Annotated in this window: 22 protein-coding genes and 1 pseudogene; 7 read left to right on the top strand and 16 right to left on the bottom strand. The window is 64.9% G+C overall.

Features of this window, described 5'->3' with window-relative positions; all coding sequences use genetic code 11:
* Positions 1-20 precede the first annotated feature (20 nt).
* The 9 genes from PSEWESI4_RS11840 to PSEWESI4_RS11800 all read right to left on the bottom strand — a co-directional run bounded on the left by PSEWESI4_RS11840 (position 21) and on the right by PSEWESI4_RS11800 (position 6,890).
* Positions 21-299, bottom strand: a complete 279-nt coding sequence (locus tag PSEWESI4_RS11840; RefSeq protein ID WP_047350574.1) for a hypothetical protein — start codon at positions 297-299, stop codon at positions 21-23.
* Positions 296-1,894, bottom strand: coding sequence for a P-type conjugative transfer protein TrbL (gene trbL, locus PSEWESI4_RS11835; protein WP_187671401.1), 1,599 nt, complete (start codon positions 1,892-1,894; stop codon positions 296-298). Before trbL ends, PSEWESI4_RS11840 begins: the two co-directional genes overlap by 4 nt.
* Positions 1,891-2,160, bottom strand: coding sequence for an entry exclusion lipoprotein TrbK (gene trbK, locus PSEWESI4_RS11830; protein ID WP_026437069.1), 270 nt, complete (start codon positions 2,158-2,160; stop codon positions 1,891-1,893). The genes trbL and trbK overlap by 4 nt, the downstream gene beginning before the upstream one ends.
* A gap of 15 nt (positions 2,161-2,175) precedes the next feature.
* Positions 2,176-2,961: a P-type conjugative transfer protein TrbJ gene (trbJ, locus tag PSEWESI4_RS11825; protein ID WP_033996778.1), complete on the bottom strand. Its 786-nt coding sequence runs from the start codon at positions 2,959-2,961 to the stop codon at positions 2,176-2,178.
* A gap of 265 nt (positions 2,962-3,226) precedes the next feature.
* Positions 3,227-3,598 carry a conjugal transfer transcriptional regulator TraJ gene (gene traJ, locus PSEWESI4_RS11820; RefSeq protein WP_187671400.1) on the bottom strand — a complete coding sequence of 124 codons (372 nt, stop codon included), beginning with the start codon at positions 3,596-3,598 and terminating at the stop codon, positions 3,227-3,229.
* Positions 3,599-3,929: 331 nt separating this feature from the next.
* Complete coding sequence (locus PSEWESI4_RS11815) at positions 3,930-4,196, bottom strand: TraK family protein (protein ID WP_187671399.1); 267 nt, start codon at positions 4,194-4,196, stop codon at positions 3,930-3,932.
* A gap of 719 nt (positions 4,197-4,915) precedes the next feature.
* Complete coding sequence (gene repC / locus PSEWESI4_RS11810; protein WP_011805736.1) at positions 4,916-5,785, bottom strand: replication protein C, IncQ-type; 870 nt, start codon at positions 5,783-5,785, stop codon at positions 4,916-4,918.
* Entirely contained in the window at positions 5,775-6,653 is an 879-nt protein-coding gene (locus PSEWESI4_RS11805) for a helicase RepA family protein (RefSeq protein WP_162524634.1), read from the bottom strand. Before PSEWESI4_RS11805 ends, repC begins: the two co-directional genes overlap by 11 nt.
* A 3-nt stretch (positions 6,654-6,656) precedes the next feature.
* Complete coding sequence (locus PSEWESI4_RS11800) at positions 6,657-6,890, bottom strand: SPRY domain-containing protein (protein ID WP_033996783.1); 234 nt, start codon at positions 6,888-6,890, stop codon at positions 6,657-6,659.
* Between the two features lie 91 nt (positions 6,891-6,981).
* Between PSEWESI4_RS11800 and PSEWESI4_RS11795 the strand changes: the two genes are divergently transcribed.
* Together PSEWESI4_RS11795 and PSEWESI4_RS11790 are read left to right on the top strand one after the other, a co-directional pair.
* Complete coding sequence (locus PSEWESI4_RS11795; protein WP_210768844.1) at positions 6,982-7,962, top strand: LuxR family transcriptional regulator; 981 nt, start codon at positions 6,982-6,984, stop codon at positions 7,960-7,962.
* A gap of 79 nt (positions 7,963-8,041) precedes the next feature.
* A pseudogene (locus PSEWESI4_RS11790) lies at positions 8,042-8,254 on the top strand (helix-turn-helix transcriptional regulator); the annotation flags it as partial.
* Between the two features lie 124 nt (positions 8,255-8,378).
* On the opposite strand, the gene PSEWESI4_RS11785 reads toward PSEWESI4_RS11790, so the two are convergent.
* The 3 genes from PSEWESI4_RS11785 to guaB form a co-directional block, all read right to left on the bottom strand.
* Positions 8,379-9,581, bottom strand: coding sequence for a tyrosine-type recombinase/integrase (locus PSEWESI4_RS11785; protein WP_011805741.1), 1,203 nt, complete (start codon positions 9,579-9,581; stop codon positions 8,379-8,381).
* Positions 9,582-9,888: 307 nt separating this feature from the next.
* Complete coding sequence (gene guaA / locus PSEWESI4_RS11780) at positions 9,889-11,469, bottom strand: glutamine-hydrolyzing GMP synthase (RefSeq protein ID WP_187671397.1); 1,581 nt, start codon at positions 11,467-11,469, stop codon at positions 9,889-9,891.
* A gap of 118 nt (positions 11,470-11,587) precedes the next feature.
* Complete coding sequence (guaB, locus tag PSEWESI4_RS11775) at positions 11,588-13,057, bottom strand: IMP dehydrogenase (protein WP_187671396.1); 1,470 nt, start codon at positions 13,055-13,057, stop codon at positions 11,588-11,590.
* Positions 13,058-13,236: 179 nt separating this feature from the next.
* On the opposite strand from guaB, the gene PSEWESI4_RS11770 reads away from it, so the two are divergent.
* From PSEWESI4_RS11770 to PSEWESI4_RS11760, 3 genes are all read left to right on the top strand, one after another.
* Positions 13,237-13,602 (top strand): YggL 50S ribosome-binding family protein, encoded by a 366-nt coding sequence (locus PSEWESI4_RS11770; RefSeq protein WP_187671395.1) that lies wholly within the window; start codon positions 13,237-13,239, stop codon positions 13,600-13,602.
* A 15-nt stretch (positions 13,603-13,617) separates the two neighbouring features.
* On the top strand, positions 13,618-14,997 hold the full coding sequence (gene xseA / locus PSEWESI4_RS11765) for an exodeoxyribonuclease VII large subunit (RefSeq protein ID WP_187671394.1): 1,380 nt from the start codon (positions 13,618-13,620) through the stop codon (positions 14,995-14,997).
* Between the two features lie 224 nt (positions 14,998-15,221).
* Entirely contained in the window at positions 15,222-16,040 is an 819-nt protein-coding gene (locus tag PSEWESI4_RS11760; protein ID WP_187671393.1) for a M23 family metallopeptidase, read from the top strand.
* A gap of 3 nt (positions 16,041-16,043) precedes the next feature.
* Here PSEWESI4_RS11760 and PSEWESI4_RS11755 read toward each other — a convergent pair whose 3' ends face one another.
* Complete coding sequence (locus PSEWESI4_RS11755) at positions 16,044-16,454, bottom strand: DUF6491 family protein (RefSeq protein ID WP_187671392.1); 411 nt, start codon at positions 16,452-16,454, stop codon at positions 16,044-16,046.
* Between the two features lie 156 nt (positions 16,455-16,610).
* Between PSEWESI4_RS11755 and PSEWESI4_RS11750 the strand changes: the two genes are divergently transcribed.
* The gene (locus tag PSEWESI4_RS11750; RefSeq protein WP_235978921.1) at positions 16,611-17,873 is read left to right on the top strand and encodes a mechanosensitive ion channel family protein; all 1,263 of its coding nucleotides are present in this window, start codon (positions 16,611-16,613) and stop codon (positions 17,871-17,873) included.
* A gap of 73 nt (positions 17,874-17,946) precedes the next feature.
* Here the strand turns inward: PSEWESI4_RS11750 and PSEWESI4_RS11745 are convergent, their stop codons facing one another.
* Together PSEWESI4_RS11745 and PSEWESI4_RS11740 are read right to left on the bottom strand one after the other, a co-directional pair.
* The gene (locus PSEWESI4_RS11745) at positions 17,947-20,034 is read right to left on the bottom strand and encodes a TonB-dependent copper receptor (RefSeq protein WP_187671390.1); all 2,088 of its coding nucleotides are present in this window, start codon (positions 20,032-20,034) and stop codon (positions 17,947-17,949) included.
* 70 nt (positions 20,035-20,104) lie between these two features.
* Positions 20,105-20,479, bottom strand: a complete 375-nt coding sequence (locus tag PSEWESI4_RS11740; RefSeq protein WP_187671389.1) for a DUF2946 family protein — start codon at positions 20,477-20,479, stop codon at positions 20,105-20,107.
* 380 nt (positions 20,480-20,859) lie between these two features.
* Between PSEWESI4_RS11740 and leuA the strand changes: the two genes are divergently transcribed.
* Positions 20,860-22,530 carry a 2-isopropylmalate synthase gene (gene leuA / locus PSEWESI4_RS11735; protein ID WP_187671388.1) on the top strand — a complete coding sequence of 557 codons (1,671 nt, stop codon included), beginning with the start codon at positions 20,860-20,862 and terminating at the stop codon, positions 22,528-22,530.
* 74 nt (positions 22,531-22,604) lie between these two features.
* Here the strand turns inward: leuA and PSEWESI4_RS11730 are convergent, their stop codons facing one another.
* Positions 22,605-23,390 (bottom strand): amidohydrolase, encoded by a 786-nt coding sequence (locus PSEWESI4_RS11730; protein WP_235978920.1) that lies wholly within the window; start codon positions 23,388-23,390, stop codon positions 22,605-22,607.

Genomic DNA, 23,390 nt, shown 5'->3' with positions numbered 1-23,390 from the left:
CCCCACGCCGGCCGACGCGCTTATCGGCTGCCGGTGCCGTAGAAGCCAGCGGCCTCGGCCAGCGGCGTGCTTCTCGCGCTGCTGCCGTAGCTGCTGGCGTAGCCGCCCGACCTGGCCGCCAGCTTGGTGGCCTCAATGACGGGCGGAGCAGGTCGATCAACAAAGGCCGCAACTTCTGCCGCCGGGTCTGCATCAGTCGATTGATCGTCGACCGGCTCAACCTCAACCGCCTGCGCCTGGCGCTGCTCGGCAGCGGCAACGTCCAGGCAGTCGAAAAATCCTCTCGGCGTCATCGTCATACCTCCTTGTCGCGGTTGGCGAACGCGGCTACTTCATCATCAGGATCAGCAGCAGCCGAATCGGCCCCTGCCAGGCTGTTGCCGCCGAAGCTGGGCACATCCTCGACTGCCCGGTCTGTCTGGCTGCTCGCCCGGATCGCGGCGGCGATCTTCCCGCCGGTGGTGTCGGCGATGCGTTCGGCGGCGGCGTCGCGGATGCTGGCCGCCTTGGCCTTCGCAACGTCGCCAATGCCTTGCACCAGGTTCGCAGCCGTCGCAGCGACAAGGCCTCCCGCACCTCGGCCGGCTTGGCCGCCAGCGTCGCTGCCGCCGCCGGCCTTCGAGCCGCCGCCATCGCCGCTACCCTTCGAGCTGGAGCCGGCTTTGTCGCCGCCCCTCGATTCGCCGCCGCTGCCGCCCGAACTGCTGGAGCTTCCAGAGCTGTAAAAGCCAGCCGCCTGGCCGAGCGGCGTACTTGTGCCGGCACTGGAACCGCCGCCACCAAAGCCCGCCGCCTGCGCGAACGGTCCAGCATCGGAATCACCGCCAGCACCACCACCAAACATGGGCACTCCGCCCGATTCGCCACCGGCGCTAGCCCCTGCTTTCTCGAACGCCGCCTTAATCGCCGACATGCCGCCGGCGGCCGAGGCCGCACCGCCCATCACGGCCGCGCCAGCCACGCTGGCCGCTCCGGCGACCATACTCGCCGCGCCCATAGCCGCACCGATGGCGGCACCTGCACCGAAGTTGCCAATGCCGCCAGCGCCACCGATCCCCGAGCCGGTGATGATGCCGGCGACAAGCGGGGGCACACGATTGACCAGCATGAGCAACGCCACGCAGAACACCAGCATCACGCCCAGCTCTTCAAAGTTCAGGGTGCCGGTGTTCATCCTGGCGTAGAAGCTGGAAAGCAGGTCGTTCCCGATGCCGACCAGGAGCACCATCGTCATGATCTGCGCGGCCACGCCCAGCACGGTCTTGTAGTAGTTGATCGCCATGTCGGAAGTCCAACGCGAGCCACCGAAGCCGAGGAAGAAGATTCCGGCGTACATCAGCAGCCAGGCCGACACGAGAAGCAGCAACATATTCACGGCGACAACGGCCAGCAGGATCAGGATGCCGACGCTCAAGGCCACACCGATGAAGCTATCCACGGGCGACCAGATCGACGAGTTCCTGAATGCCTGCTTCAAGATCATGAAGCCAATATCCACGATGCCCGAGGGTGTCACCGATGCCACCCCGGACGCTTGCTCACCAAGTCGGGCCAGTGACTGGATGATCGAGTTGGCGAAAGTCGGGCCATAGCGCAACAGCCAGAGGAAGAAGCCGAAGAACAGGATGAACCTGATGAACTCGGCGAAGAACTCGCCAATGTCGGCCTTGCGCAGCGCCATGAAGCCGAAGGTGAAAACCAGCGAGATCGTGCCCAGCGTCCAGAACAGGAACATCGCGGCATTCATCACCACCGTCTGCCAGGACGTGGCTCGCGTGGCGAACTCCGTCACCACCTGGTCAAGCATCCCCTGATTGGTGAGTTGGGCCGATGCGGCGGTGGAGTAAAGCGCGAGGGCGACGCCGATCAGCGCCGCCTTGTGCAGTGTTTTCATGGCTTCGCCTCCTTCTGATCTTTCGGGTCGGCCAGTTCGAGCCAGTTCATGGGCTTCTCGGTCGGCGCAATGCCGCCGGCGGCCGGCGACCGGCGCGAGCACAGCCCGGCGAATTTCTCGCGCGTGGCCCTGTCCTCGATCTTCTTGATCGCCTCGATCTGGCAATTGGTGTCATTGACCTCGGGCATGGGCGGGATGGCCGGCTTGTTGTCGCAACCAGCCACCAGCACCACCACGAGGCCGGTAAGCAGCATCGTTTTCTTCATGGTGCAGGGCCTCCGTCAGCGGGTCAGTTCGAGCCAGTTTCTCGGGTTGGCCGTCCGCTCGATCCTGGACTCCCGGGAAGTCGCGCCGGCGGCCTGCTGTTGCGCCTCTAGGTCGGCCTGCGCCTGCATCCTGGCCGTCGCGGCGTTCTGCTGTGCGATCAGCAGGCCACGGATTTGCAGAAGCTGGTTTGCCTGGTTGGCGGCGAGCTGGTTGGCGTAGCCGATGGCCTGCATCTGCCCGGTCGCGCCCTGCGCGGCGGACTGGAGCCGTTCGAGCTGGCGAGCATCGGCGGAAAGGTTGCGCTGCTGTTGCTCCAGGCCCTTGAAAAGCGCGTCGTTCGCCTTCTTCTGACTCTCGCTCGCCAGGCTGCGGTTTTGCTCCATCGCGGCGCGCTCGGCATCCGAGCACCCAGCGGCCGAGAAGCAAGGCGAACCACGGTAATAGGCCACATCCTGGAACTTGCCCAGGTACGCATCGATGCTGCCGAGCTGATTCCGGTAGTAGTTCAGCGTGTCGGTGGCGGCCATCAGTCCGTTGATGGTGGACTGCGCCTGGTCCCAGATATAGGCGGCCGGAGCCATGGTGTTTTGCAGCATGTTTTCGTACTGCTGCAATTGGGTCTGGTACTGCTCGATCTGCTTGAGCGTCTGCGCCACCGACTCAATGGCGGTCATGACGTTCTGCACCAGGTTGCCGCCGTCGATGACGGGGATGCCGGCCTGCGCCGGGGTGACGATGATGCTGCCGGCCAGAGCGGCGGCGAGCGCGGTTTTAGCCGCTAAAAAACGGACGTGCTTCATGGTCGCAATCTCCATTCGATGAAAGAAAGGCAATGCCTTGACCAAGCTCGCGCTTGCCCACGGCAAGGTTTCATCGAAGAGCTACGCCACTAGCTAATCGGTATCGCCCTTGGCACTGAGGCCCGGGCTTCGGTGGTTCTGCTCTCGGCCCTTACGGGGTGTCCCTGGCCCTATGCGTCCTCCCGAGAGTTGATAACGCTCAGGCCGGCGGCCTGGAAGCGCCTCGTGTCGCGTCCGGCACACGGAAATTTAGCCGCTATAACTCTCAACGGTCGGCCCTCGGCTGCATCACGGATTTCATTAGCCGACTCATTTCATCCTGAGTAGCTTCGATCCGAGCCAACAGGGCGAGGATCGTTGCATCGCCGAAACGGGCAGTGCGCGGATCGTCGGTCAGCCAGAGCTTGAGCAATCCGCCCAGCCGGCCAAGGTCGCCATTCACCCGCACCAGCTCGCGCACGTAGTGGTAGTCCATGACTCCCTTGACCTGGTAGCCCTGTCCTACGTCGCGCAGATAGCGCGCCACGCTGATCCCCGCCATCTTGGCGTTCGCCTCAATCAGTTCGCGTTCTTCTGGAAGGCAGTACACCTTGATCGGCGGGCTGCCCTTCCTGGTGATTCGATTCTCGTCACCCATGTGTCCTCCAACCGGCGGTAGCCGGCAGCCTCGCAGAGCAGGATGCCCGTTGAGCGCCCCGCGCGAATAAGGGACAGTGAAGAAGGACAACCGGCTTGCCGGTGGGCCTACTTCACACATCCTGCCCGCCTTACGGCGTTGTTTTTGCCTCGTATGACTCATCGAACTTCGCGCTGTAACCGCACCGTTGCTTCGCAACAGCGCGCCAGCAGCGGGAAAACCAACGGAAATTGCCAATGTCCGCGTGCTTGCAGCGATCCAAGAGGCCGGTAACAGCGTTTCAGCCATGCGCTTGCAGCGATTGAGCATGGAACTTTGCTTACTTCGTACCCTACCCCATGGAGCCAGGCCGCGCATTGGTGATGTGCTGGCGAACGTACTTCAGGAACGTCTCATACCGGAAAGGGATGCGCCCGACCTCGCGCAGGTGCTCCCAGATGATCTTGAGCGCGTAGCCGGCCTCCATCGCTTCCTTCACGTCCGAGCGCACCGCCATGAAAGCGGCCAGGTAGTCCCTGCGCTTTGTTTGCGAGGTCTTCTGCTGAAGAGCCAGCCGTGCGGCCAGCTCCTCGGGGTAGCTGCTTTCTGTCGTCGCCATGTCCGTAAACCTCCGTTATCAACTGAACTACTCCGAAGGTTACGGAGTGCTGGCCTACACAACATTCCAATAATTGGCCGAAATGGTTGACATGGAGCCGATGACACAGGCACGCCCATCGAAACAGGGATGGCGCTCAGTCAGCACGGAAGATTGAACGCCAAGAGGGGAGTAGGCCGGGAGATTCCCCGCCGCTCGGCCCCTCAAGTGTCAAAGAGAGGATCGCATCGTCAGAAGTGGCGATGCGAGCTCCAGCGCCGGCGGCCGTCATCGTCAGAACTGGCGATGGGGCCCTCGGTGCATCGTCGGACGTGGCGATGGTCGACCATGGCCCGGACATGGCCAGCCTCGCCGGAGATGACGATGCTGCAGCTCGACGTAGCGCGGGAAAGAAAGGCCGATCTCATGACGTGGCCAGGGCATCGAATTGAACTGTTGTATGTTGTAGCGCGCTACAACATACAACATACAACACCTGCCTATTGACACTTGAGGGGCGCAGCGTTTTAGCCGCTAAAAAGAACTGACCGGAGCTGACCGCCCTTCTGGCGTACAACTCGGCCGCAGGCCGACCATCGGCAAGGACTTGGCGTCGCCCTAAAGGGCGGCGGCAAGTGCCGCGCCTAGTGGATGATCTTGGAAGATCATGGATGGAATTTGCGGACTAGCCGCAAGCCCGCGCCGTTGCTCTGTTTTCCGGTTTGAGGCGGGGAACGTTGCTACGGGTGAAGGGGAACGTTGCTACGGAGCTTGGGGAACGTTACTACGGGCTTCGGCCTGCCAATTTCCCACTTCCCTGCCGCATACTCGCTGACCTTCCATCCCACGGTGGCAAGCTCGGCCAGAGCCTTGCGGGCCTTCTGGCGGCGCTTCTTCATGGCCTCGGCGTTCGCCTGGTCCGGCCAGACATAACCGGAAAGGGTATCCAGTTCCACACGCCCGGCTTTTCCCGGATCGATCCAGCCGCATAGCCGCTGGTGAATCAGACGGGCCGGGTCAGTCTGTAGCGCCCGCACCTCGGCCATCTCGATGCGGGTATACGGGCGACGCCCAAGAATCGCCTCTGCAATCTGAGGATTCAGCGCGACGAATAGCCGTCCGTCCTCCTCGTCGAAGGCGTAGCTCATCAGGTGAAAAGACCTTTGCCTGCTCCCCTTGGTGACGACCACCGTCACGTTTGCCATGCGCAGCAAGCTCGCCTTGATCGCCCTGATATTGTCGCCGCCATCGGTCAAGCCGATTTCGCCTAGCAGGCTGGTCATACTCTCTCTCACGACCAGCGCATCCTGCCCTACCGCGTCGAACTTCGGCTCAAGGAATAGACGGAGTTGCTTCGGCAAGTCCGCTGTTGGCTCTGGCGTCAGGATGATGCCCTTCGGCCCTCCAAGAGCCACAAGACCTTGCAGCAGCCGCATGTCATCAGCACCAAGAGGCTCGAATCCGACGAACCGCGCTAGTTCATTTTCGGCGTAGTGATACGTCACATCGAGCTTGAGCTTCTTCCGTTCGCCGCGCTTGAGACTGCGGAACAAGCCGGGGACCAAGCAGTGCATTGGATCGTGCCTGGCATGGGTGAGGTCAAAAGCCATCGCCTCGCCTCCGACCGTCACGTCCCTTTTCCTCATTCCGGCTGGCCTCATACAGCTCCACCGGCACCAGCACGCCGCCGGCGTGCCGCATGTACCAGCGATCAAGCGGCGTGGCGTCGTAGTTCTGCTTGCTGACGCCGAAACGCACGAAGAAGCCGCGCCGCTCATCGCCGATGGGTTGCCGGTCATGGGCGCGGTCGCTGAGGCGCTTCGCCTCGTCCTCAGTCATGCGGGCGACGTAACCGCACCACCTGGCGTTGTCGATCAGCGCGGACGCGCCACGCGCGGCCTGCTGCTGGTCGGTCTGCCCTTCGCGGGCGCTTCCTTTGCTGACGTGGTGCAGGTAGAGCACGGATGCGCCCGTGGTAGCCGCGACCTGCTCCAGCACGGCCACGAGGTGGGCCATGTTGCCGTTGCTGTTCTCATCGAGGGCGTGGATGCGGCTCAGGGTGTCCAGCACGATCAGCCTCGCCCCGGCGCTGTACTCGATGACGCGGCGCAAGTGAGCCTCGTCCATGACGTTCAGGCGCTTGCCCATGATCGGCTCAAGCACGAGGTTCTCGGCGATGGCTTGGCGGGCTGTATGCCCGAGGTGCTGGCCGATGGCGTGAATGCGCCGGACAAGCGCGGGCGGCGGGTCTTCCCCGGCCAGATAGACCACGCGCCCGGTGTGTGCGGGGGCCAGGCCCACGAGGTCGCCGCCGGCAACGCTGCATGCGATGCTCATGGCCGCTTCCAGCGCCCAGAAGCTCTTGCCCGTGGCCCCTGGGGCGACGAGCGCGCCGACGGTTCCCGCGAGGAAGCCCGGCCATATGAAGTCCAGCACCGGCGGTTCGCACTCGAACGCCGCCAGGACATCAATCGCCACGACTCAGTTCCCCGTTCCGTACAGGGATTCGTCGCTCAGCACCTCGGCGATCTGCGAGGTTCGAAAGTAGACGCGCCGACCGATCTTCAAGCGAGCCTTGTTGATTCGCCCCGCCCATTCGCTCGTCGTGCGCAAGCTGACCCGCAGGCCATCCGGTGATCGATCCAGGACGGAGGCGAGTTGTGCCATGCTCAGCAGCGGGCCGAAGCGTTGCAGTAGCGTGTCTTCTATCGTCATTGCGTAAACCTCCGTTATCAACTGAATTGCTACGAAGGTTAGGCGTTATTGGGGGTTGCCTACATCTTATTAGTTGTCCAAAATGGTTGACATGAAGAATGATCCAACCATTGTCATCTGGGAAGGCTGCGATCCCACTGTCTCGGAAGCCATCGGGCAGTTTGAGGATCGCTGGCGGCCGTATTCCGCCTCCTCGCGGCGCTACCCCATCGTTGGGCTGTTACAGGAACTCATTGACCCCGCCGTGGCTGCGTACACGGCGACGCTGCCACAACGCTACTTGGGCCATATCCCCGGAGCAGGAACAGGGGTGAGCTTCAGCGGAATCATTCGACTGGTTGGACTTGATGCGATGGTTCGCATGCAGCGGCAGTTGCTGCGCCAGTTCATCAAAACGGAGGATAGGCAGACGCCAAGAGATCGGCGGTTTGTTGCAACACTCGAATCGTTGATCGGGCTTGTATGGAACTGCGCCTGCAAACGGCCGACGAAGTCAAAGGTGCGCGACACCCGACTGAATGGCGAACGCCTCCAGGGGTTCTGCCGGTTCTGCGGATCACTCGCCGAGCTGACCTCATTCGCCGGCGGGAGCGATGATCCGAAGGCGGACGATCCAGAGGAAAAGCTTCGACTAAGCAGCCTGTATTGCCTGGATCACCGGCCTAAATTGCCGAGCGGCGCATGGAACCCTGTCTACAGACAAGCAAGGCGATCCCTCGCGCAATTCGACCTCGAACTGGCGAGACTCAACCAGCAATGCGCGAAGCCGGCCACTGCCCAAGTGAAATCGGGCGATCAACTGGTTGACAGCTACTTCTTCCACTATGTCGCAGGCCAGACCTTACAGCCGGCGGACAAGGCAGAGCTGCGCAATCAAGCACGGCTGATGGTGGACTCGAAGCTATCGGATCGCAAAAAGCAGATGCTGATGCTCCAGCGGTCTGGACTCAATCAGTCGGAGATTGCGCGAAAGCTCGGCATCGAGCGCCAAGCGGTATCGAAGGCGCTGGCGGCGATCCCCGCGATGTTCCGCTTGAGTACAAAGCCGCGCTCACGGCGTCAACCTAATTGACCAACTAATAGGACGAAACAATCCGCATTGCCAGGCACCATCAGGCACATGTTCGCAAGTGACTGAAAGAGGCCAGGGGATGCAGGCAACGACAAGCAAGACGCTCATCAATCGGAAGAAGCTACTGGCAATGATCCCGCTGTCTGAGCGCACGATCTTCAACATGGAGCAGCGCGGGGAGTTTCCGCGCCGGATCGCACTCACCAGCCGAAACGTTGCCTGGGACTTGGCCGAGGTCGAGGAATGGATCGAGGCGCGGAAGTCGTCGGGCACTCAGGCGATGCGGCCAGGCTTCACCCAGTCGGTCGAAGCCGCCACTTTTTGGCCGCTAAAACGCCGCGCCCCCCAAGTGTCAATGACGCGCGAAGCCACACCTCGATGCTCGGGCGGCGCTGCTGAACCCGCCCTCCTCTGACTTACGCCTTCGGCCGTCTCAGCGTCCATTCATCGATCATGTCCGCCCAGTCCTGCAACATCGCCGTGCGCTGCTCGCGGTACTCGGCCTTGTTGTAGACGGCCCTGACGCCCCGCTGTTCGTGCGCCAGGCACTTCTCGATCCAGTCCGTGTTGTAGCCGGCCTCATGCAGCAACGTACTGGCCGTGCGCCGCAAGTCATGCGGCCCGAACTTGGCGAGCGACTTCCCTTCCTTCTGCGCCAGCCGATACGTCAGCGTCAGCACCTGGTTGAGCGTGGCGCTGCTCATCGGTAAGTCCGAGTCATACCGCGACGGAAGCACGTAGTCCGATCCCCCCGCGAAGGTTTTCAGGGCAATGAAGATGTCCAGCGCCTGCCGGGACAGGAACACCAGATGCGGATTGCGCCGCTTCATCCGCTCCTTCGGGATCGTCCAAAGCGCGTCGCTGAAATTGATCTCGCTCCAGGTCGCGTTGGTCAGCTCGCTCTTGCGCACCATCGTCAACAGCAGCAGCTTGGCCGCCGCCCGAATGGATGGCGCTGTGCCGATGCGCTCCATGTACTGGTACATCAGGCCGATCTCGTCGGGCGTCAGCGCTCGGTCGCGCGGCTCGAACTTGGCAATGGTCGTCGGGCGCACCAGCTCGGCCGGGTTCTCGACCTTCTGGCCGCGCTCGATGGCCCAGCGAAAGACCTGGAGCACCACCTCGCGGACATGCACGGCCGTCGCCGGCGCGCCGCGCTCGACGATGGCATCGGTCAGCGCGCGCAGGTCTTCGTGGGTGATCTCCACCAGCTTCTGATTGCCGAACTTTGGCTTCAGCTCGCGCTCGTAGACCGAGCGGCGCATGTCGCGGGTGGAGTCGGCCATCTGGTAGCCGCGCAGCCACTTTTCCGCCCAGGCCCCGAACGTCTCCGCGTCCTTGACGCGGGCCTTGTCCCGCGCCTTTTCCTTGGCCGGCGACTTCCCGGCCGCGATCATCTTCTTGGCCTCGCCCAACCGCTCGCGGGCTTCCGCCAGGGTGATCCCGCCGACACCGTAGCGGCCGAAGGTGATGGTCTCCTGCCTACCGTGGATCGAGTAGTTGTAGCGGAACGAGATCGCTCCGGCGGCCGTGACGGCTACATAGAGGCCGTCACGGTCATTCACCTTGTAGAGCTTGTCCTTCGGCTTGAGGTTGCGCAGCTTGGTATCGGTCAACATGGTTCTCGCCCTGATTCAGCTCAAATACCATGATCCGAAGACCGGCCCGCCCTGGCGTAAAACATCCATTAAATCATCGTGTTACGCAAATTCGATACCATGAACATTCGCAAGGTGGTTGCATGGTATCGGCGACTTCTCATGGCATAGAAGCATTCAATGCCATCCATCATGCCATGAAAAAACGGTGCTTGGCGATGCCAAATGTTGCCAGGCGGTGCCGAACGAGATCACAAAAAAGCCCGCAATGACGCGGGCTTAGGTGTGCTTTCGTGCTACTAGATGCCAACCGGTGCCAGACGCCGAATCACTCCCACTCGATGGTGGCAGGCGGCTTGCTCGACACGTCGTAGGTGACGCGGGAGATGCCGTCGATTTCGTTGATGATCCGGCTGCTGACGGTTTCCAGCAGCTCGTAGGGCAGGTGCGCCCAGCGGGCGGTCATGAAGTCCACGGTTTCCACCGCGCGCAGGGCGACGACCCAGGCGTAGCGGCGGCCGTCGCCGACCACGCCGACCGATTTCACCGGCTGGAACACCACGAAGGCCTGGCTCACCTTGTGGTACCAGTCGGCCTTGCGCAGCTCCTCGATGAAGATGTGGTCGGCACGGCGCAGCAGGTCGGCGTACTCCTTCTTCACCTCGCCGAGGATGCGCACACCGAGGCCCGGGCCGGGGAACGGGTGGCGGTAGACCATGTCGTAGGGCAGGCCCAGTTCCAGGCCGATCTTGCGCACTTCGTCCTTGAACAGCTCGCGCAGCGGTTCGACCAGCTTGAGGTTCATCTCTTCCGGCAGGCCGCCGACGTTGTGGTGCGACTTGATCACGTGGGCCTTGCCGCTCTTCGCGCCGGCCGATTCGATCACGTCCGGGTAGATGGTGCCCTGGGCGAGGAACTGGATGTTGTCCAGCTTGCTGGCTTCGGCATCGAACACGTCGATGAAGGTGCGGCCGATGATCTTGCGCTTCTTCTCCGGGTCCGCCTCGCCTTCGAGGTTGGTGAGGAACTGCGCCTCGGCGTCGGCACGGATCACCTTGACACCCATGTTCTCGGCGAACATGGCCATCACCTGGTCGCCTTCGTGCAGGCGCAGCAGACCGTTGTCGACGAACACGCAGGTCAGTTGGTCGCCGATGGCCCGGTGCAGCAGCGCGGCAACCACCGAGGAATCCACGCCGCCGGACAGGCCGAGCAGCACGTTGGCCGAACCGACCTGGGCGCGCACCTGGGCGATGGCGTCCTCGACGATGTTGGACGGCGTCCACAGCGCCGCGCAACCGCAGATGTCCAGCACGAAGCGCGAGAGGATGCGGCCGCCCTGCTTGGTGTGGGTGACTTCCGGGTGGAACTGCACGCCGTAGTAGCCACGCGCATCGTCGGCCATGGCGCCGATCGGGCAGCTCGGGGTGCTGGCGAGGATGTGGAAACCTTCCGGCAACCCGGTGACCTTGTCGCCGTGGCTCATCCACACATCGAGACCGAGCACACCGTCGGCGTCCACGTGATCCTCGATGCCGTCGAGCAGGCGGCTCTTGCCGACCACGTCGACGCGCGCATAGCCGAACTCGCGCAGGCTGGAACCCTCGACCTTGCCGCCTAGCTGCTCGGCCATGGTCTGCATGCCATAGCAGATGCCCAGCAGCGGCACGCCGAGGTCGAACACCGCCTGCGGCGCGCGCGGGCTGTCGGCCTCGTGCACCGACTCCGGCCCGCCGGCGAGGATGATGCCGCGCGGAGCGAAGGCGCGGATGTCGTCATCGCTCATGTCGAACGGGTGCAGCTCGCAGTACACGCCGATCTCGCGCACGCGGCGGGCGATCAACTGAGTGTACTGGGAGCCGAAGTCGAGGATCAGGATGCGGTGGGCGTGGATATCGGGGTGGGACATGCTGGGGCTCTCGCTGGAGAAAGTTGAGCTGCAAACCACAAGCTTCAAGCCGCAAGTAGGAACGGCGTCGGCTTGTCGCTTGCAGCTTGAGGCTTGCAGCTAGTCGGCAGAGCGCAGCTCAGCCGACGCGGTAGTTCGGCGCTTCCTTGGTGATCTGCACATCATGCACATGCGACTCGGCCATGCCGGCGCCGGTGATGCGCACGAACTCCGGCTTGGTGCGCATCTCCTCGATGCTGGCGCAGCCGGTGTAGCCCATGGAGGCGCGCAGGCCGCCCATCAACTGGTGGACGATGGCGCTCATCGCGCCCTTGTACGGCACGCGACCTTCGATGCCTTCCGGCACCAGCTTCTCGGCGCCAGCCGAGGAATCCTGGAAGTAGCGGTCGGACGAGCCTTGCGCCTGGGCCATGGCTCCCAGCGAGCCCATGCCACGGTAGGCCTTGTAGGAACGGCCCTGGAACAGCTCGACCTCGCCCGGCGCCTCTTCGGTGCCGGCCAGCATGGAGCCGATCATCACGCAGTAGGCACCGGCGACGATGGCCTTGGCCAGGTCGCCGGAGAAACGGATGCCGCCATCGGCGATCAGCGGGACGCCGGTGCCGGCCAGTGCGGCGGCAACGTTGGCGACGGCGGTGATCTGCGGGACGCCGACACCGGCGACGATGCGGGTGGTGCAGATCGAGCCCGGGCCGATACCGACCTTGACGCCGTCCGCACCGGCCTCGACCAGCGCCTTGGCGGCTGCGCCGGTGGCGATGTTGCCACCGATCACCTGCACTTCCGGGTAGGTCTGCTTGACCCAGCGAACGCGGTCGATCACGCCCTGGGAGTGGCCATGGGCGGTGTCGACGATGATCACGTCGACACCGGCGGCGACCAGCGCGGTCACCCGGTCCGGGGTATCGGCGCCGGTGCCCACCGCCGCGCCGACACGCAGGCGGCCCTGGTCGTCCTTGCTGGCCAGCGGGTAGGCCTTGGCCTTCTCGATGTCCTTGACGGTCATCATGCCGCGCAGGCTGAAAGCATCGTCAACGATCAGCACCTTCTCGATGCGGTGCTTGTGCAGCAGGGCGCGCACGGTTTCCTTGTCCGCGCCTTCCTTGACGGTGACTAGGCGCTCCTTGGGCGTCATCACCTCGCGCACCTTGGCGTCCAGGCGGTTCTCGAAGCGCACGTCACGGGAAGTGACGATGCCCACCAGGTCGCCCTCGGAAAGCACCGGCACGCCGGAGATGTTGTGCTGGCGGGTCAGTTCGAACAGGTCGCGCACGGTGGCGTCGGCGTCGATGGTGATCGGGTCCTTGACCACGCCGGCCTCGAACTTCTTGACCTTGCGCACCTCGGCGGCCTGCTGCTCGACGGTCATGTTCTTGTGGATGATGCCGATGCCGCCTTCCTGGGCCATGGCGATGGCCAGGCGCGCTTCGGTGACGGTATCCATCGCCGCGGAGAGCAGCGGCAGGTTCAGGGTGATGCCACGGGTCAGCTGAGTCTTGAGACTGACGTCCTTCGGCAGGACGTTGGAGTAACCGGGGATGAGGAGGACATCGTCGAAAGTCAGGGCTTCTTGGCTGATACGCAGCATGGCGGGGCTCCCGGGAGGGAAAAATAAGAAGCGCGGCATTATACCCAGCCCACCCTCCGCGCTCAACGAGCCAGCCGGTATTTCCCGCCGGACAGCAAACAGATGGCGGGCAAGGCGCCGGAAGGGAATAATGGCCGGCCAAGGCAGTCCCTGCCGCCCTTTTCCGGAGAATCCCGACCATGGTCAACCCGATCGCCAGCGAAGAACGCCTGCGCCGCATGAAACGCCGCCTGCGCAAGAAGCTCTATCTCGGCGAGTTCCAGGAATACGCCTTCGAACTCAAGGCGACCTTCAAGGCCCCGCTCGACGAGCCGACGCTGGACGCCCTCCTCGATGCCTTCATCGATACCGTCGAGACCCGCCAGCTCTGCTTCATCGGCGGTTTCGACCCGCAGTGGCTGGATGGCACCCTGGTCGCCGACCAGCGCTATCGCTCGCCGAGCGAGGACGACCGCAAGGCCATCAACGACTGGCTGCTGGCCCGTCCCGAAGTCGCCAGCGTGGAGACCAGCGAGCTGTTCGACGCCCACTACGGCTGGGAATGACCCGGCGGGCCACGCATGCTCAACGATCCCTTCGCCCGCCTGGGGCTCGACCGCGAAGTCCTCAGCGTCAGCCAGCTAAACGGCCGCGCCCGCCTGCTGCTGGAGGACGTGTTCGCCCAGGTGTGGGTGGAGGGCGAGATTTCCAACCTCGCCCGCCCGGCCTCCGGGCACATCTATTTCACCCTCAAGGACAGCCAGGCCCAGGTGCGCTGCGCGCTGTTCCGCCAGCACGCCACGCGGGTGCGCCAGGCGCTCAAGGACGGCCTGGCGGTGCGGGTGCGCGGCAAGGTCTCGCTGTTCGAAGGGCGCGGCGACTTCCAGTTGATCCTCGACAATGTCGAGCCGGCCGGTGACGGCGCCCTGCGCCTGGCGTTCGAGGCGCTGAAGGAAAAACTGGCCGCCGAGGGCCTGTTCGCCACCGAACGCAAGCAGGCGCTGCCCGCCCACCCGCAGCGCATCGGCATCGTCAGCTCGCCCACCGGCGCGGTGATCCGCGACATCATCAGCGTGTTCCGCCGTCGCGCCCCGCAGGTACGGCTGACCCTGATCCCCACCGCCGTGCAGGGCCGCGAGGCCACCGCTCAGATCGTCCGCGCCCTGCAACTGGCCGACGCAGGCGGCTTCGACGCGCTGATCCTGGCCCGTGGCGGCGGCTCGCTGGAGGACCTCTGGTGCTTCAACGAGGAAGCGGTGGCGCGAGCCGTGGCCGCCTGCCGGACGCCGATCATCAGCGCGGTCGGTCACGAGACCGATGTGTCGATCAGCGACTTCGTCGCCGACGTGCGCGCACCGACGCCTTCGGCCGCCGCCGAACTGCTGGCGCCGGACAACTCCGACCTGCAACAGCGCCTGGACAGCCTGAAGCGCCGCCTGCTGCTGCGCATGCGCGACCATCTGGCCCGCGAGCGCCTGCGCCTGGAAGGCACGACCCGGCGCCTGCGCCATCCCGGCGAGCGCCTGCGCCAGCACGCCCAGCGCCTCGACGATCTCGACCTGCGCCTGCGCCGCGCCTTCCAGCAGCGCCTGAGCGCCCGCCAGGAACAACTTGCCCGCCTGGACGCCCGGCTCGCCGCCCAGCATCCCGGCCGCCTGCTCGGCCTGCTGCGCCAGCGCCTGGACGCCCTGGCCACGCGCCTGCCGCGCGCCGCACAAATGCAACTGCGCCAGCAGCGCCAACGCCTCGAAGGGCTGGCACAGAATCTCCACCTGGTCAGCCCGCTGGCGACCCTTGGCCGTGGCTACAGCATCCTGCTCGACGAACGCGGCCAGGCGATCCGCAGCGCCGCGCAGGCGCATCCGGGCCAGAAGCTCAGTGCGAAGCTCGGCGAAGGGGAACTGACGGTGCGGGTGGAGGACAATCACCTGGAGCCGGTGACGCTGTCGCTGCTCGATTAGACCGTTACAGGGCATGGGTAAACGTAAGGTGCAGTTATCAAGTCCGCCCCTCACCCCAGCCCTCTCCCGATGGGAGAGGGGGCTGCCCTGCGTTGCGGATTCGGCACGAGGCACGGACAACACCCTCTTCCCCTGGGAGAAGAAACGCGACCGCCTCCAACCACCAAACTTGCCCAGCCACGCACAAAACGGTATCTAACCGCGTCCCCCAACCGGATATCCCCATGCGCCTGCTCGCCACCCTGCTGCTCTGCCTCGCCCTCCCCGCCCATGCCGAAGGCTTCCTCACCCGCCTGCTGGACAAGCCGGTACCCGGTGGCGTCGCCGTGGTGCCACTCGGCGACGGCCCGGTCGCTCCCAAGGCGCGCTACCAGGGCAAGCCGGTGCTGGTGGTCAAGGAGGACGGCAAGCGCTGGATCGCGGTGGTCGGCATCCCGCTGAGCATCAAGCCGGGTAGCCAGACGCTGGAGGCGGACGGCCGCCAACTGAGCTTCACGGTCGGCGCCAAGCGCTACAAGGAACAGCACATCACCCTGAAGAACAAGGAGCAGGTCAACCCGAGCCCGGCCAACCTCAAGCGCATCGAGCGCGAACTGGCCGAGCAGACCAGCGCCTACCGTCTCTTCAGCCCCGGTACGCCGAGCAACCTGTTGTTCGACAAGCCGGTGAACGGCCCGCTGTCCAGCCGTTTCGGCGTGCGCCGCTTCTTCAACGGCGAGGAACGCAACCCGCACGCCGGCCTCGACTTCGCCGTGCCCGCCGGCACGCCGATCAAGTCGCCGGCGGCCGGCAAGGTGATCCTGATTGGCGACTATTTCTTCAACGGCAGGACGGTATTCGTCGACCACGGCCAGGGGCTGATCAGCATGTTCTGCCACCTGTCCAAGGTGGATGTGCAACTCGGCCAGCAACTGCCGCGCGGCGGCGTGGTCGGCCGGGTCGGCGCCACCGGGCGCGCCACGGGGCCGCACATGCACTGGAACGTCAGCCTGAACGACGCCCGGGTCGACCCGGCGATCTTCATCGGCGCGTTCGAGCCCTGAGACTCACTCCTTGGCCTTCTTCACCCGGTCCAGCCGGTAGATCTCGCCGATCAGGCAATGCTCCGGAAAGCCGCCGGCGTCGGTGGAGACGATCTTGTCCAGGCGGGTCAGCGCTCCAGCCGTGGTGCTGTAGGCGATACGGTTGTTGAACGCCAGGTTGCGGCACGGCGTGGGGAACTCGACTAGGTAGGCCGGCCCCGGGCCACCGCCGAGCACGATGTGACGCTTGTCGAGGTATTGCCAGTCGTCGATCCGATAACGCAGCACGCTATCCACCGCCTCGCCCTGCTGGTAGCCCAGGCGGGCCAGGCGCTCATCCAGTGGCAGGCTCTCGTCGGCCGGTCCCCGCCCGGTGCAAGCGGCAAGCAGGGCGAATACGATCACCAGGGGATAGGCAAGCTTCGATCCGTTCATTGCGGTCCTCCATGCCGGTACGCCGTCAGTTTCAGAAAAACGCACGGCCCAAACGTCATCTTCGTTTGTTAAGGTACGTCGCTTTCCATGCCGACGGTACCCGGAAAATCGGGTCTCGAACGCACAAGCAATGTTGCACCGCAAGTGAGGATCGTCGTGAAAACACAGTATGCCGCCGCCCTGGAATGGCTCGAGCGCTACCCCGAATTCCATACCCTGATCAGCCTGAGCCTGTTGGTACTGGTCGCCTGGATCGCCAACTGGGTGGTCAAGCGCATCCTGATACGCGGCCTGTACCGGGCACTCAAGGCCAGCCCGCTGGGAGACGATCGGGAACTCGCCCAGTCGCACATCATCGCCCGGCTGGCCAACATCGTCCCGGCGCTGATCCTGTCCTCCGGCATCGCCCTGGTTCCAGACCTGCCGGAAGCCGCGGTCACCGTGGTGCGCAACGTCTGCGGCGCGTTCATCATCCTGACCATCGCCCTGGCGATCAGCGGCGTGCTGACCCTGGCCAACACCCTCTACCAGCGCCGCCCGGACGCCCACCTGAAGCCGATCAAGGGCTATATCCAGGTGGTCAAGATCGCCCTGTTCGCGATCGCCGCGGTCTTGATGGTGGCGACCCTGATCGACCGTTCGCCGCTGATCCTGCTGTCCGGCCTCGGCGCCATGGCCGCGGTACTGATGCTGATCTTCCAGGACACCCTGCTGTCGCTGGTGGCCAGCGTGCAGATCAGCTCCAGCGACATCGTCCGCGTCGGCGACTGGGTGGAGATGCCGCAGCTCAACGCCGACGGTGACGTGATCGACATCGCCCTGCACACGGTCAAGGTGCAGAACTGGGACAAGACCATCACCACCATCCCCACCAAGCGCTTCATCACCGACCCGTTCAAGAACTGGCGCGGCATGCAGGAGTCCGGTGGCCGGCGCATCAAGCGCAGCCTGTACCTGGATCAGACCAGCGTCCGCTTCCTCGACGCCGGGCAGATCGATCGCCTGCACCGCCTGCGCCTGCTCGACAGCTACCTGATCGGCAAGCAGAACGAGCTGCTCGACTGGAACAGCCAACTGGCCGACTATGCCCGCGACCCGGCCAACACCCGCCGGCTGACCAACCTGGGCACCTTCCGCGCCTATGTGGAGAACTACCTGCGCCAGAGCCCGGACATCCGCCAGGACATGACCCTGCTGGTCCGCCAGCTCGCCCCCACCGCCGACGGCCTGCCGCTGGAGCTGTACTGCTTCACCGCCACCACCGCCTGGGGACGCTACGAGGCGATCCAGTCGGACATCTTCGACCACATGCTGGCGATCCTCCCGGAGTTCGGCCTGCGGGTATTCCAGCACCCGAGCGGCGCGGACATGCACGCCTGGACGAGCAGCGCCCGGCGCCACGAGACCGAACCCGCCTGATCGGCGGGGCGGTCTTTCCAGCCCCGTCCGCGCCTCCGCATCCGGTTGTCGCCCCGCACAAGCGGGGCATTCCTCAGAAACTCAGGTCCAGGCGCGTCCAGAACGTCCTTCCCGGCTCGGCGACGCGCTCTCCGGCGGCGAAGCCGAAGCCGGCATTGCCCGCCAGGTTGAGGTGTTCGGCGTAGGCCTTGTCCAGCAGGTTGTCGACGCCGGCGCTGACCTTGAGGTTGGCGCTCAACCGGTAGGCGCCGTTGAACGACAGCACACCGAACCCGGCACTCTCCCCGAAGTCCTTGCCAACCACGTTACCCTGGCCCTCGGCGATACGCCCTTGCGCCGCCACCAGGCGCCACAGGCCGGCGGCACTCCAGTCGCCCCGCTCGTAGGTCAGGCCGAAGCGCGCCTCCAGCGGCGGAATCTGCGGCAAGGCGCGCCGATCCGTGCGGTTCTCGCCCCAGGCGTAGGCCAGGCTCGCCTCCCCTTTCCAGTTCTCCGCCAACGGATAGCCCGCGCCCAGTTCGGCACCGGCGATCCGCGCCGTGACGTTGCGCGCCCGCGAGCGTCCCTCGCTATAGTCGAACAGGATGTAGTCGCGCACCTCGCCGGCATAGGCGGACACCCAGGCATCCAGCTTCTCGCCCTGGAACTGGGCACCGACGTCGAGCTGGGTGGTCTTTTCCGGATCGACGCCGACGAAGGCGTTGGCCGTGTCGGCCGGACCGTTGGTCGGCGAAAACAGTTCCCAGTAATCGGGGAAGCGCTGCGCATGGCCGAGGCCGGCGTACAGGGTGGTCGGCGAATCGGCGAGGTCGTGCTCGTAACGCACGAAGCCACTGGACAGGGTGTCGTTGCGGGTATCGCCAGCGCTCGGGTTGGCCCCGGAACCGATACGCTGGCGGTAATCCTTGGCCGAGGCACGGTCCAGGCGCAGGCCGCCGATCAGCCGGCCCTGCTCGGCGACGAACCAGGTCAGTTCGCCGAAGGCACCGTAGTTGTGGAGCGCCGCGTCCTTTTCCCAGGGCTGGTCGCGGTAGGTGTCGATCCCCATCCCCATGCGCCCGCGATGCTCGTTGCGCTGCGCATCGACCCCGCCGACCAGTTCGACGCCATCCCAGCGCCAGGTCGCCGACAGACGCCCGCCGAGGGTACGACGGTCGACGGCATGCGCCATCGGCATGCCCATCATTCCATGGCCGGACGGCGTGCGCAGGCTGTAGTTGTCCATCACGTGGTCGGCGTAGTTGTAGTAGACCTGCGCCTCGATCTCATCCAGCACGTCGCCGAGGTGGGACTTGACCAGGCGCAGGCCCAGGCTTTCGCGCTTGAACTGCGCCCCGTCCATGCCGCGCCCGGCGTAGCGCGCCTCGCCGTCGCCACCACCCGCGCTCAGCTCCAACAGGGTGTCGGCGTCCGGGGTCCAGCCGAGCACCACGTCCGTGTTCCACTTGTCGAAGCGCGATGGCACCCGGTCGCCATCGCCGTCCTGGTAATCGTCGGACTGCGAACGGTTGGCCAGCAGCCGGACGTAGCCTTCCTGGCTACCGGCAGCGGCATCCAGGGCACGGTCGAAACGGCCGTTGGAACCGCCCAGCAGGCGGGCATCGAGGCGCCAGTCCGGTTTCTCGAAGCGCTCCGGCTCGCGCTCGAAGAGCACCGTCGCCGCCGAGGCGCCGGGGCCCCAGCGCACGGTCTGCGGGCCCTTGATCACCGTCAGGCGGTCGTAGCTTTCCGGGCTGATATAGGAGCTCGGCGCATCCATGCGTCCAGGGCAGGCGCCGAGCATCTCGCCGCCGTTGGTCAGCAACTTCAGCCGCGAACCGAACAGGCCACGAAACACCGGATCGCCATTGACCCCACCGCTACGAGCCGCGGCGAAACCGGGAATGGTCTTCAGGTAGTCGGCGGCGTCGCTGGCCGGTACCGGCTGACGCGGCTGGCGGGGATCGGTGACCACGGTCAGCGGCGACTCGGGCGCCACGCTGGTGATCACCAGCGGCGTCAGTTGCAACTCGTCGGCGACAAGCTCATCGGCGTGCAGCGGCGCGGCCAGGGTGCCGAGCAAAGCGGCCTGGACCGACCAGCACAGGCGCCGGAAAGTGAAGGGAACGAATGAACGAGGCAGGCGCGACTGCGCCCGGAAAGGACGAACGAAGACAGGCATATCGAATTCCACGCGGAAAATGGCAGGAAACGTCGCGCGACGAAGAACGCGCGACGGATTCGCAGGAGCTTCAAGCGTGGAAAGGCGGAGGGCCGCGCGGCTGGCAAGCCGCTGGCGATACGGAGGATGGAACGAGTGACGGCGATGGCCGGCACGGGAACTGGCCGGGCAGCGGCGGCAGGGCCGGTGGCGGAGCCGCGGGCAACGACGGGGAGCTCGCCAGCAGGTCGCAATAGCCGCACTGCGACAGGTCCTCCACCCAGTCGGGGGTTCCTGGATCGGGCAGCGCATGCCCCTCGCCACAGTGCAGCACCGACAGGTCGATGACGCGCGTCAGGGCCAAGCCGTCCAGCGCGCGCCATTGCGCATACAGCGGCCCGACATAGGCCATCAGCATGGCGAACAAGCCAAGCGAGACCGCCAAATGCCTGTAGCGCCGCCGCATCGCCCGCTCTCGCCTCCCTGAAGAAGATGGCCCTTCGCCTATGCCCCGCATCATTGCACGAGCCGCCGCCCACCTTCGTGTGGCACAACGCCGCACGGCACTTTTTCATCGAGCAACAATCAACCCGAAAAGCACGATCCAGAGAAATTTTTTACTTTAAAAGGCGATTCTTAGACGGAAAACACCAACTTTCAGAGAATGCTTGCCAGCTTTAACCCCAAGGCTTAGGGTTTGCTCCATGCACAACGCGCAAACCCTCTTCCTGTTGCGGCAGCACGCCTGCCTGACCCTGGTCAGTCCCCGACTGCGGCGCTGAGCGCATACTTGTTTCATCGTCGTACCGACCGAGCGCCCCAGGCCTGACGAAAAAGGATTCCCCCATGAGCATGTTGAAAGACCCGTCGACCAAATACCGTGCCTTCCCCGCAATCAACCTGCCGGACCGCACCTGGCCGTCGAAGACCATCACCGAAGTGCCGATCTGGTGCAGCTCCGACCTGCGCGACGGCAACCAGTCGCTGATCGAGCCGATGGACCCGGAGAAGAAGATGCGCTTCTTCAAGACCCTGGTGCAGGTCGGCGTCAAGCAGATCGAGGTAGCCTTCCCCTCCGCCTCGCAGACCGATTTCGACTTCGTCCGCGAGCTGATCGAAGGCAACCACATCCCCGACGACACCACCATCCAGGTGCTGACCCAGGCCCGCGAGGACCTGATCACCCGCACCTTCGAGTCGCTGAAAGGCGCCAGGAAAGCCATCGTCCACGTCTACAACGCCACCGCCCCGTCGTTCCGCCGCATCGTCTTCAACCAGGACAAGCAGGGTGTGATCGACATCGCGGTGAACGCCGCCAAGCTGATCAAGAAGCTGGCCGCCCAGCAGCCGGAAACCGACTGGACCTTCCAGTACTCGCCGGAAATCTTCACCTCCACCGAACTGGACTTCGCCGTGCAGGTCTGCGAGGCCGTGCTCAACGTCTGGCAACCGACTCCGGAGAAGAAGGTCATCCTCAACCTGCCGGCCACCGTGGAAGTCGCCACGCCGAACGTCTACGCCGACCAGATCGAGTGGTTCTGCCGCCACATCAGCCGTCGCGACAGCGTGATCGTCAGCCTGCACACCCATAACGACCGTGGCACTGGCGTGGCCGCCACCGAACTGGGCCTGATGGCCGGCGCCGACCGCGTCGAAGGCTGCCTGTTCGGCAACGGCGAACGCACCGGCAACGTCGACCTGGTGACCGTGGCGCTGAACATGTACACCCAGGGCCTGCACCCGGGCCTGGACTTCTCCGACATCGACGGCGTGCGCAAGGTGGTCGAGGAGTGCAACCAGTTGCCGGTGCACCCGCGCCATCCGTACGTCGGCGATCTGGTCCACACCGCCTTCTCCGGCTCGCACCAGGACGCGATCCGCAAGGGCTTCGCCCAGCAGAAGGACGATGCCGTCTGGGAAGTGCCGTACCTGCCGATCGACCCGGCCGACATCGGCCGCAGCTACGAGGCGGTGATCCGCGTCAACAGCCAGTCCGGCAAGGGCGGCATCACCTTCCTGCTCGAACAGGAATACGGCATCAGCCTGCCGCGCCGCACGCAGATCGAGTTCAGCCAGGTGGTGCAGCGCGAAACCGACCGCCTCGGCCTGGAAATGTCCGCCAAGCAGATCTACGACCTGCTGGTGAACGAATATCTGCAGGCAACCGTTCCCTATTCCTTGAAGGGCCACCGCCTGCAGGAAGAGAACGGCACCAGCGCCGTGGACATCGAAGTCAGCGTCAACGGAGAAACCCAGCACTGGCGCGGCATCGGCAACGGCCCGCTGGAAGCCCTGGTGGCCAGTCTGCCGGAACAGGTGGAGATCATGGACTACTCCGAACACGCCATCGGCTCCGGCACCAACGCCAAGGCGGCTGCCTACATCGAGCTGCGCGTCAACGGCGGCCGCGCCCTGCACGGCATCGGCATCGACGAGAACCTGACCACCGCCAGCTTCCGCGCCCTGTTCAGCGCGCTGAACCGCGCCATCAGCCAGGCCGAAGCCCAGGCCGCCTAACACGGCCAGCAACGAAAAAGCCGCTTCCCCAAGGGGAAGCGGCTTTCTTTTTTGCGGGGGAACGTCCGCGCTACCTAAGGCTTCAACTCGAAGCCATCGGCATCCAGATGCGCCGGGAAACGCTCGCGATAGGCCTTCAGGGCCGCCGCATCCAGGCGGATACGGAACACCCCATCGCCCTCCTCCGCGCTCAGCAGGGTCTCTCCCTGGAAGTCCAGCACCTGGCTGTCGCCGCTGTAGGGATGCCCCTTGCCGTCCGTGCCGATCCGGTTGACCGCCGCCACGTAGCAGAGGTTCTCGATGGCCCGCGCCGGCAGCAGCCGGTTCCAGTGGTGGCGCCGCGCCGCCGGCCAGTTGGCGGTGTAGAGCAGCAGGTCGGTGTCGTGCGGATCGCGGCTCCACACCGGGAAGCGCAGGTCGTAGCAGACCAGCGGGCGCACCCGCCACCCCTTGATCTCCAGCAGCACCTGGCGCTCGCCCGGCGTGTAGTACTTGTGCTCGCCGGCCATGCGGAACAGGTGGCGCTTGTCGTAGTGCAGCACCTCGCCATCCGGCCGCGCCCAGAGCAGGCGGTTGCGATGGCTGCCATCGGCGGCCTGGATGATCACGCTGCCGGTCACCACCGCATCGAGGCGCTTGGCCTGCTCGCGCAGCCAGGCGTAGGCCGGTCCCTCCTCCTGCTCGGCGAGGCTCGCCGAATCCATGGAGAAACCGGTGGTGAACATCTCCGGCAGGACGATCAGGTCGGCGCCGCGCGCCTGTTCAAGCAGCACATGGAAATGCGCCTGATTGGCCACCGGGTCGTGCCAGGCCAGGGTGGTCTGCACCAGGGCGAGTTCGAGGTCGGGTTTGTCGCTCAC

This window comes from Zestomonas carbonaria (assembly GCF_904061905.1).
Classification (GTDB): Bacteria; Pseudomonadota; Gammaproteobacteria; order Pseudomonadales; family Pseudomonadaceae; genus Aquipseudomonas; species Aquipseudomonas carbonaria.
Note: the sequence above shows the minus strand (reverse complement) of the source record. Positions and strands in the feature narration are given on the sequence as shown.

Bases quoted from the DNA above. Each gene is read 5' to 3' on its own strand.
- PSEWESI4_RS11840 (WP_047350574.1), bottom strand. From the start codon at position 299: ATGACGATGACGCCGAGAGGATTTTTCGACTGCCTGGACGTTGCCGCT.
- trbL (WP_187671401.1), bottom strand. From the start codon at position 1,894: ATGAAAACACTGCACAAGGCGGCGCTGATCGGCGTCGCCCTCGCGCTT.
- trbK (WP_026437069.1), bottom strand. From the start codon at position 2,160: ATGAAGAAAACGATGCTGCTTACCGGCCTCGTGGTGGTGCTGGTGGCT.
- trbJ (WP_033996778.1), bottom strand. From the start codon at position 2,961: ATGAAGCACGTCCGTTTTTTAGCGGCTAAAACCGCGCTCGCCGCCGCT.
- traJ (WP_187671400.1), bottom strand. From the start codon at position 3,598: ATGGGTGACGAGAATCGAATCACCAGGAAGGGCAGCCCGCCGATCAAG.
- PSEWESI4_RS11815 (WP_187671399.1), bottom strand. From the start codon at position 4,196: ATGGCGACGACAGAAAGCAGCTACCCCGAGGAGCTGGCCGCACGGCTG.
- repC (WP_011805736.1), bottom strand. From the start codon at position 5,785: ATGGCTTTTGACCTCACCCATGCCAGGCACGATCCAATGCACTGCTTG.
- PSEWESI4_RS11800 (WP_033996783.1), bottom strand. From the start codon at position 6,890: ATGACGATAGAAGACACGCTACTGCAACGCTTCGGCCCGCTGCTGAGC.
- PSEWESI4_RS11795 (WP_210768844.1), top strand. From the start codon at position 6,982: ATGAAGAATGATCCAACCATTGTCATCTGGGAAGGCTGCGATCCCACT.
- PSEWESI4_RS11785 (WP_011805741.1), bottom strand. From the start codon at position 9,581: ATGTTGACCGATACCAAGCTGCGCAACCTCAAGCCGAAGGACAAGCTC.
- guaA (WP_187671397.1), bottom strand. From the start codon at position 11,469: ATGTCCCACCCCGATATCCACGCCCACCGCATCCTGATCCTCGACTTC.
- guaB (WP_187671396.1), bottom strand. From the start codon at position 13,057: ATGCTGCGTATCAGCCAAGAAGCCCTGACTTTCGACGATGTCCTCCTC.
- PSEWESI4_RS11770 (WP_187671395.1), top strand. From the start codon at position 13,237: ATGGTCAACCCGATCGCCAGCGAAGAACGCCTGCGCCGCATGAAACGC.
- xseA (WP_187671394.1), top strand. From the start codon at position 13,618: ATGCTCAACGATCCCTTCGCCCGCCTGGGGCTCGACCGCGAAGTCCTC.
- PSEWESI4_RS11760 (WP_187671393.1), top strand. From the start codon at position 15,222: ATGCGCCTGCTCGCCACCCTGCTGCTCTGCCTCGCCCTCCCCGCCCAT.
- PSEWESI4_RS11755 (WP_187671392.1), bottom strand. From the start codon at position 16,454: ATGAACGGATCGAAGCTTGCCTATCCCCTGGTGATCGTATTCGCCCTG.
- PSEWESI4_RS11745 (WP_187671390.1), bottom strand. From the start codon at position 20,034: ATGCCTGTCTTCGTTCGTCCTTTCCGGGCGCAGTCGCGCCTGCCTCGT.
- PSEWESI4_RS11740 (WP_187671389.1), bottom strand. From the start codon at position 20,479: ATGCGGCGGCGCTACAGGCATTTGGCGGTCTCGCTTGGCTTGTTCGCC.
- leuA (WP_187671388.1), top strand. From the start codon at position 20,860: ATGAGCATGTTGAAAGACCCGTCGACCAAATACCGTGCCTTCCCCGCA.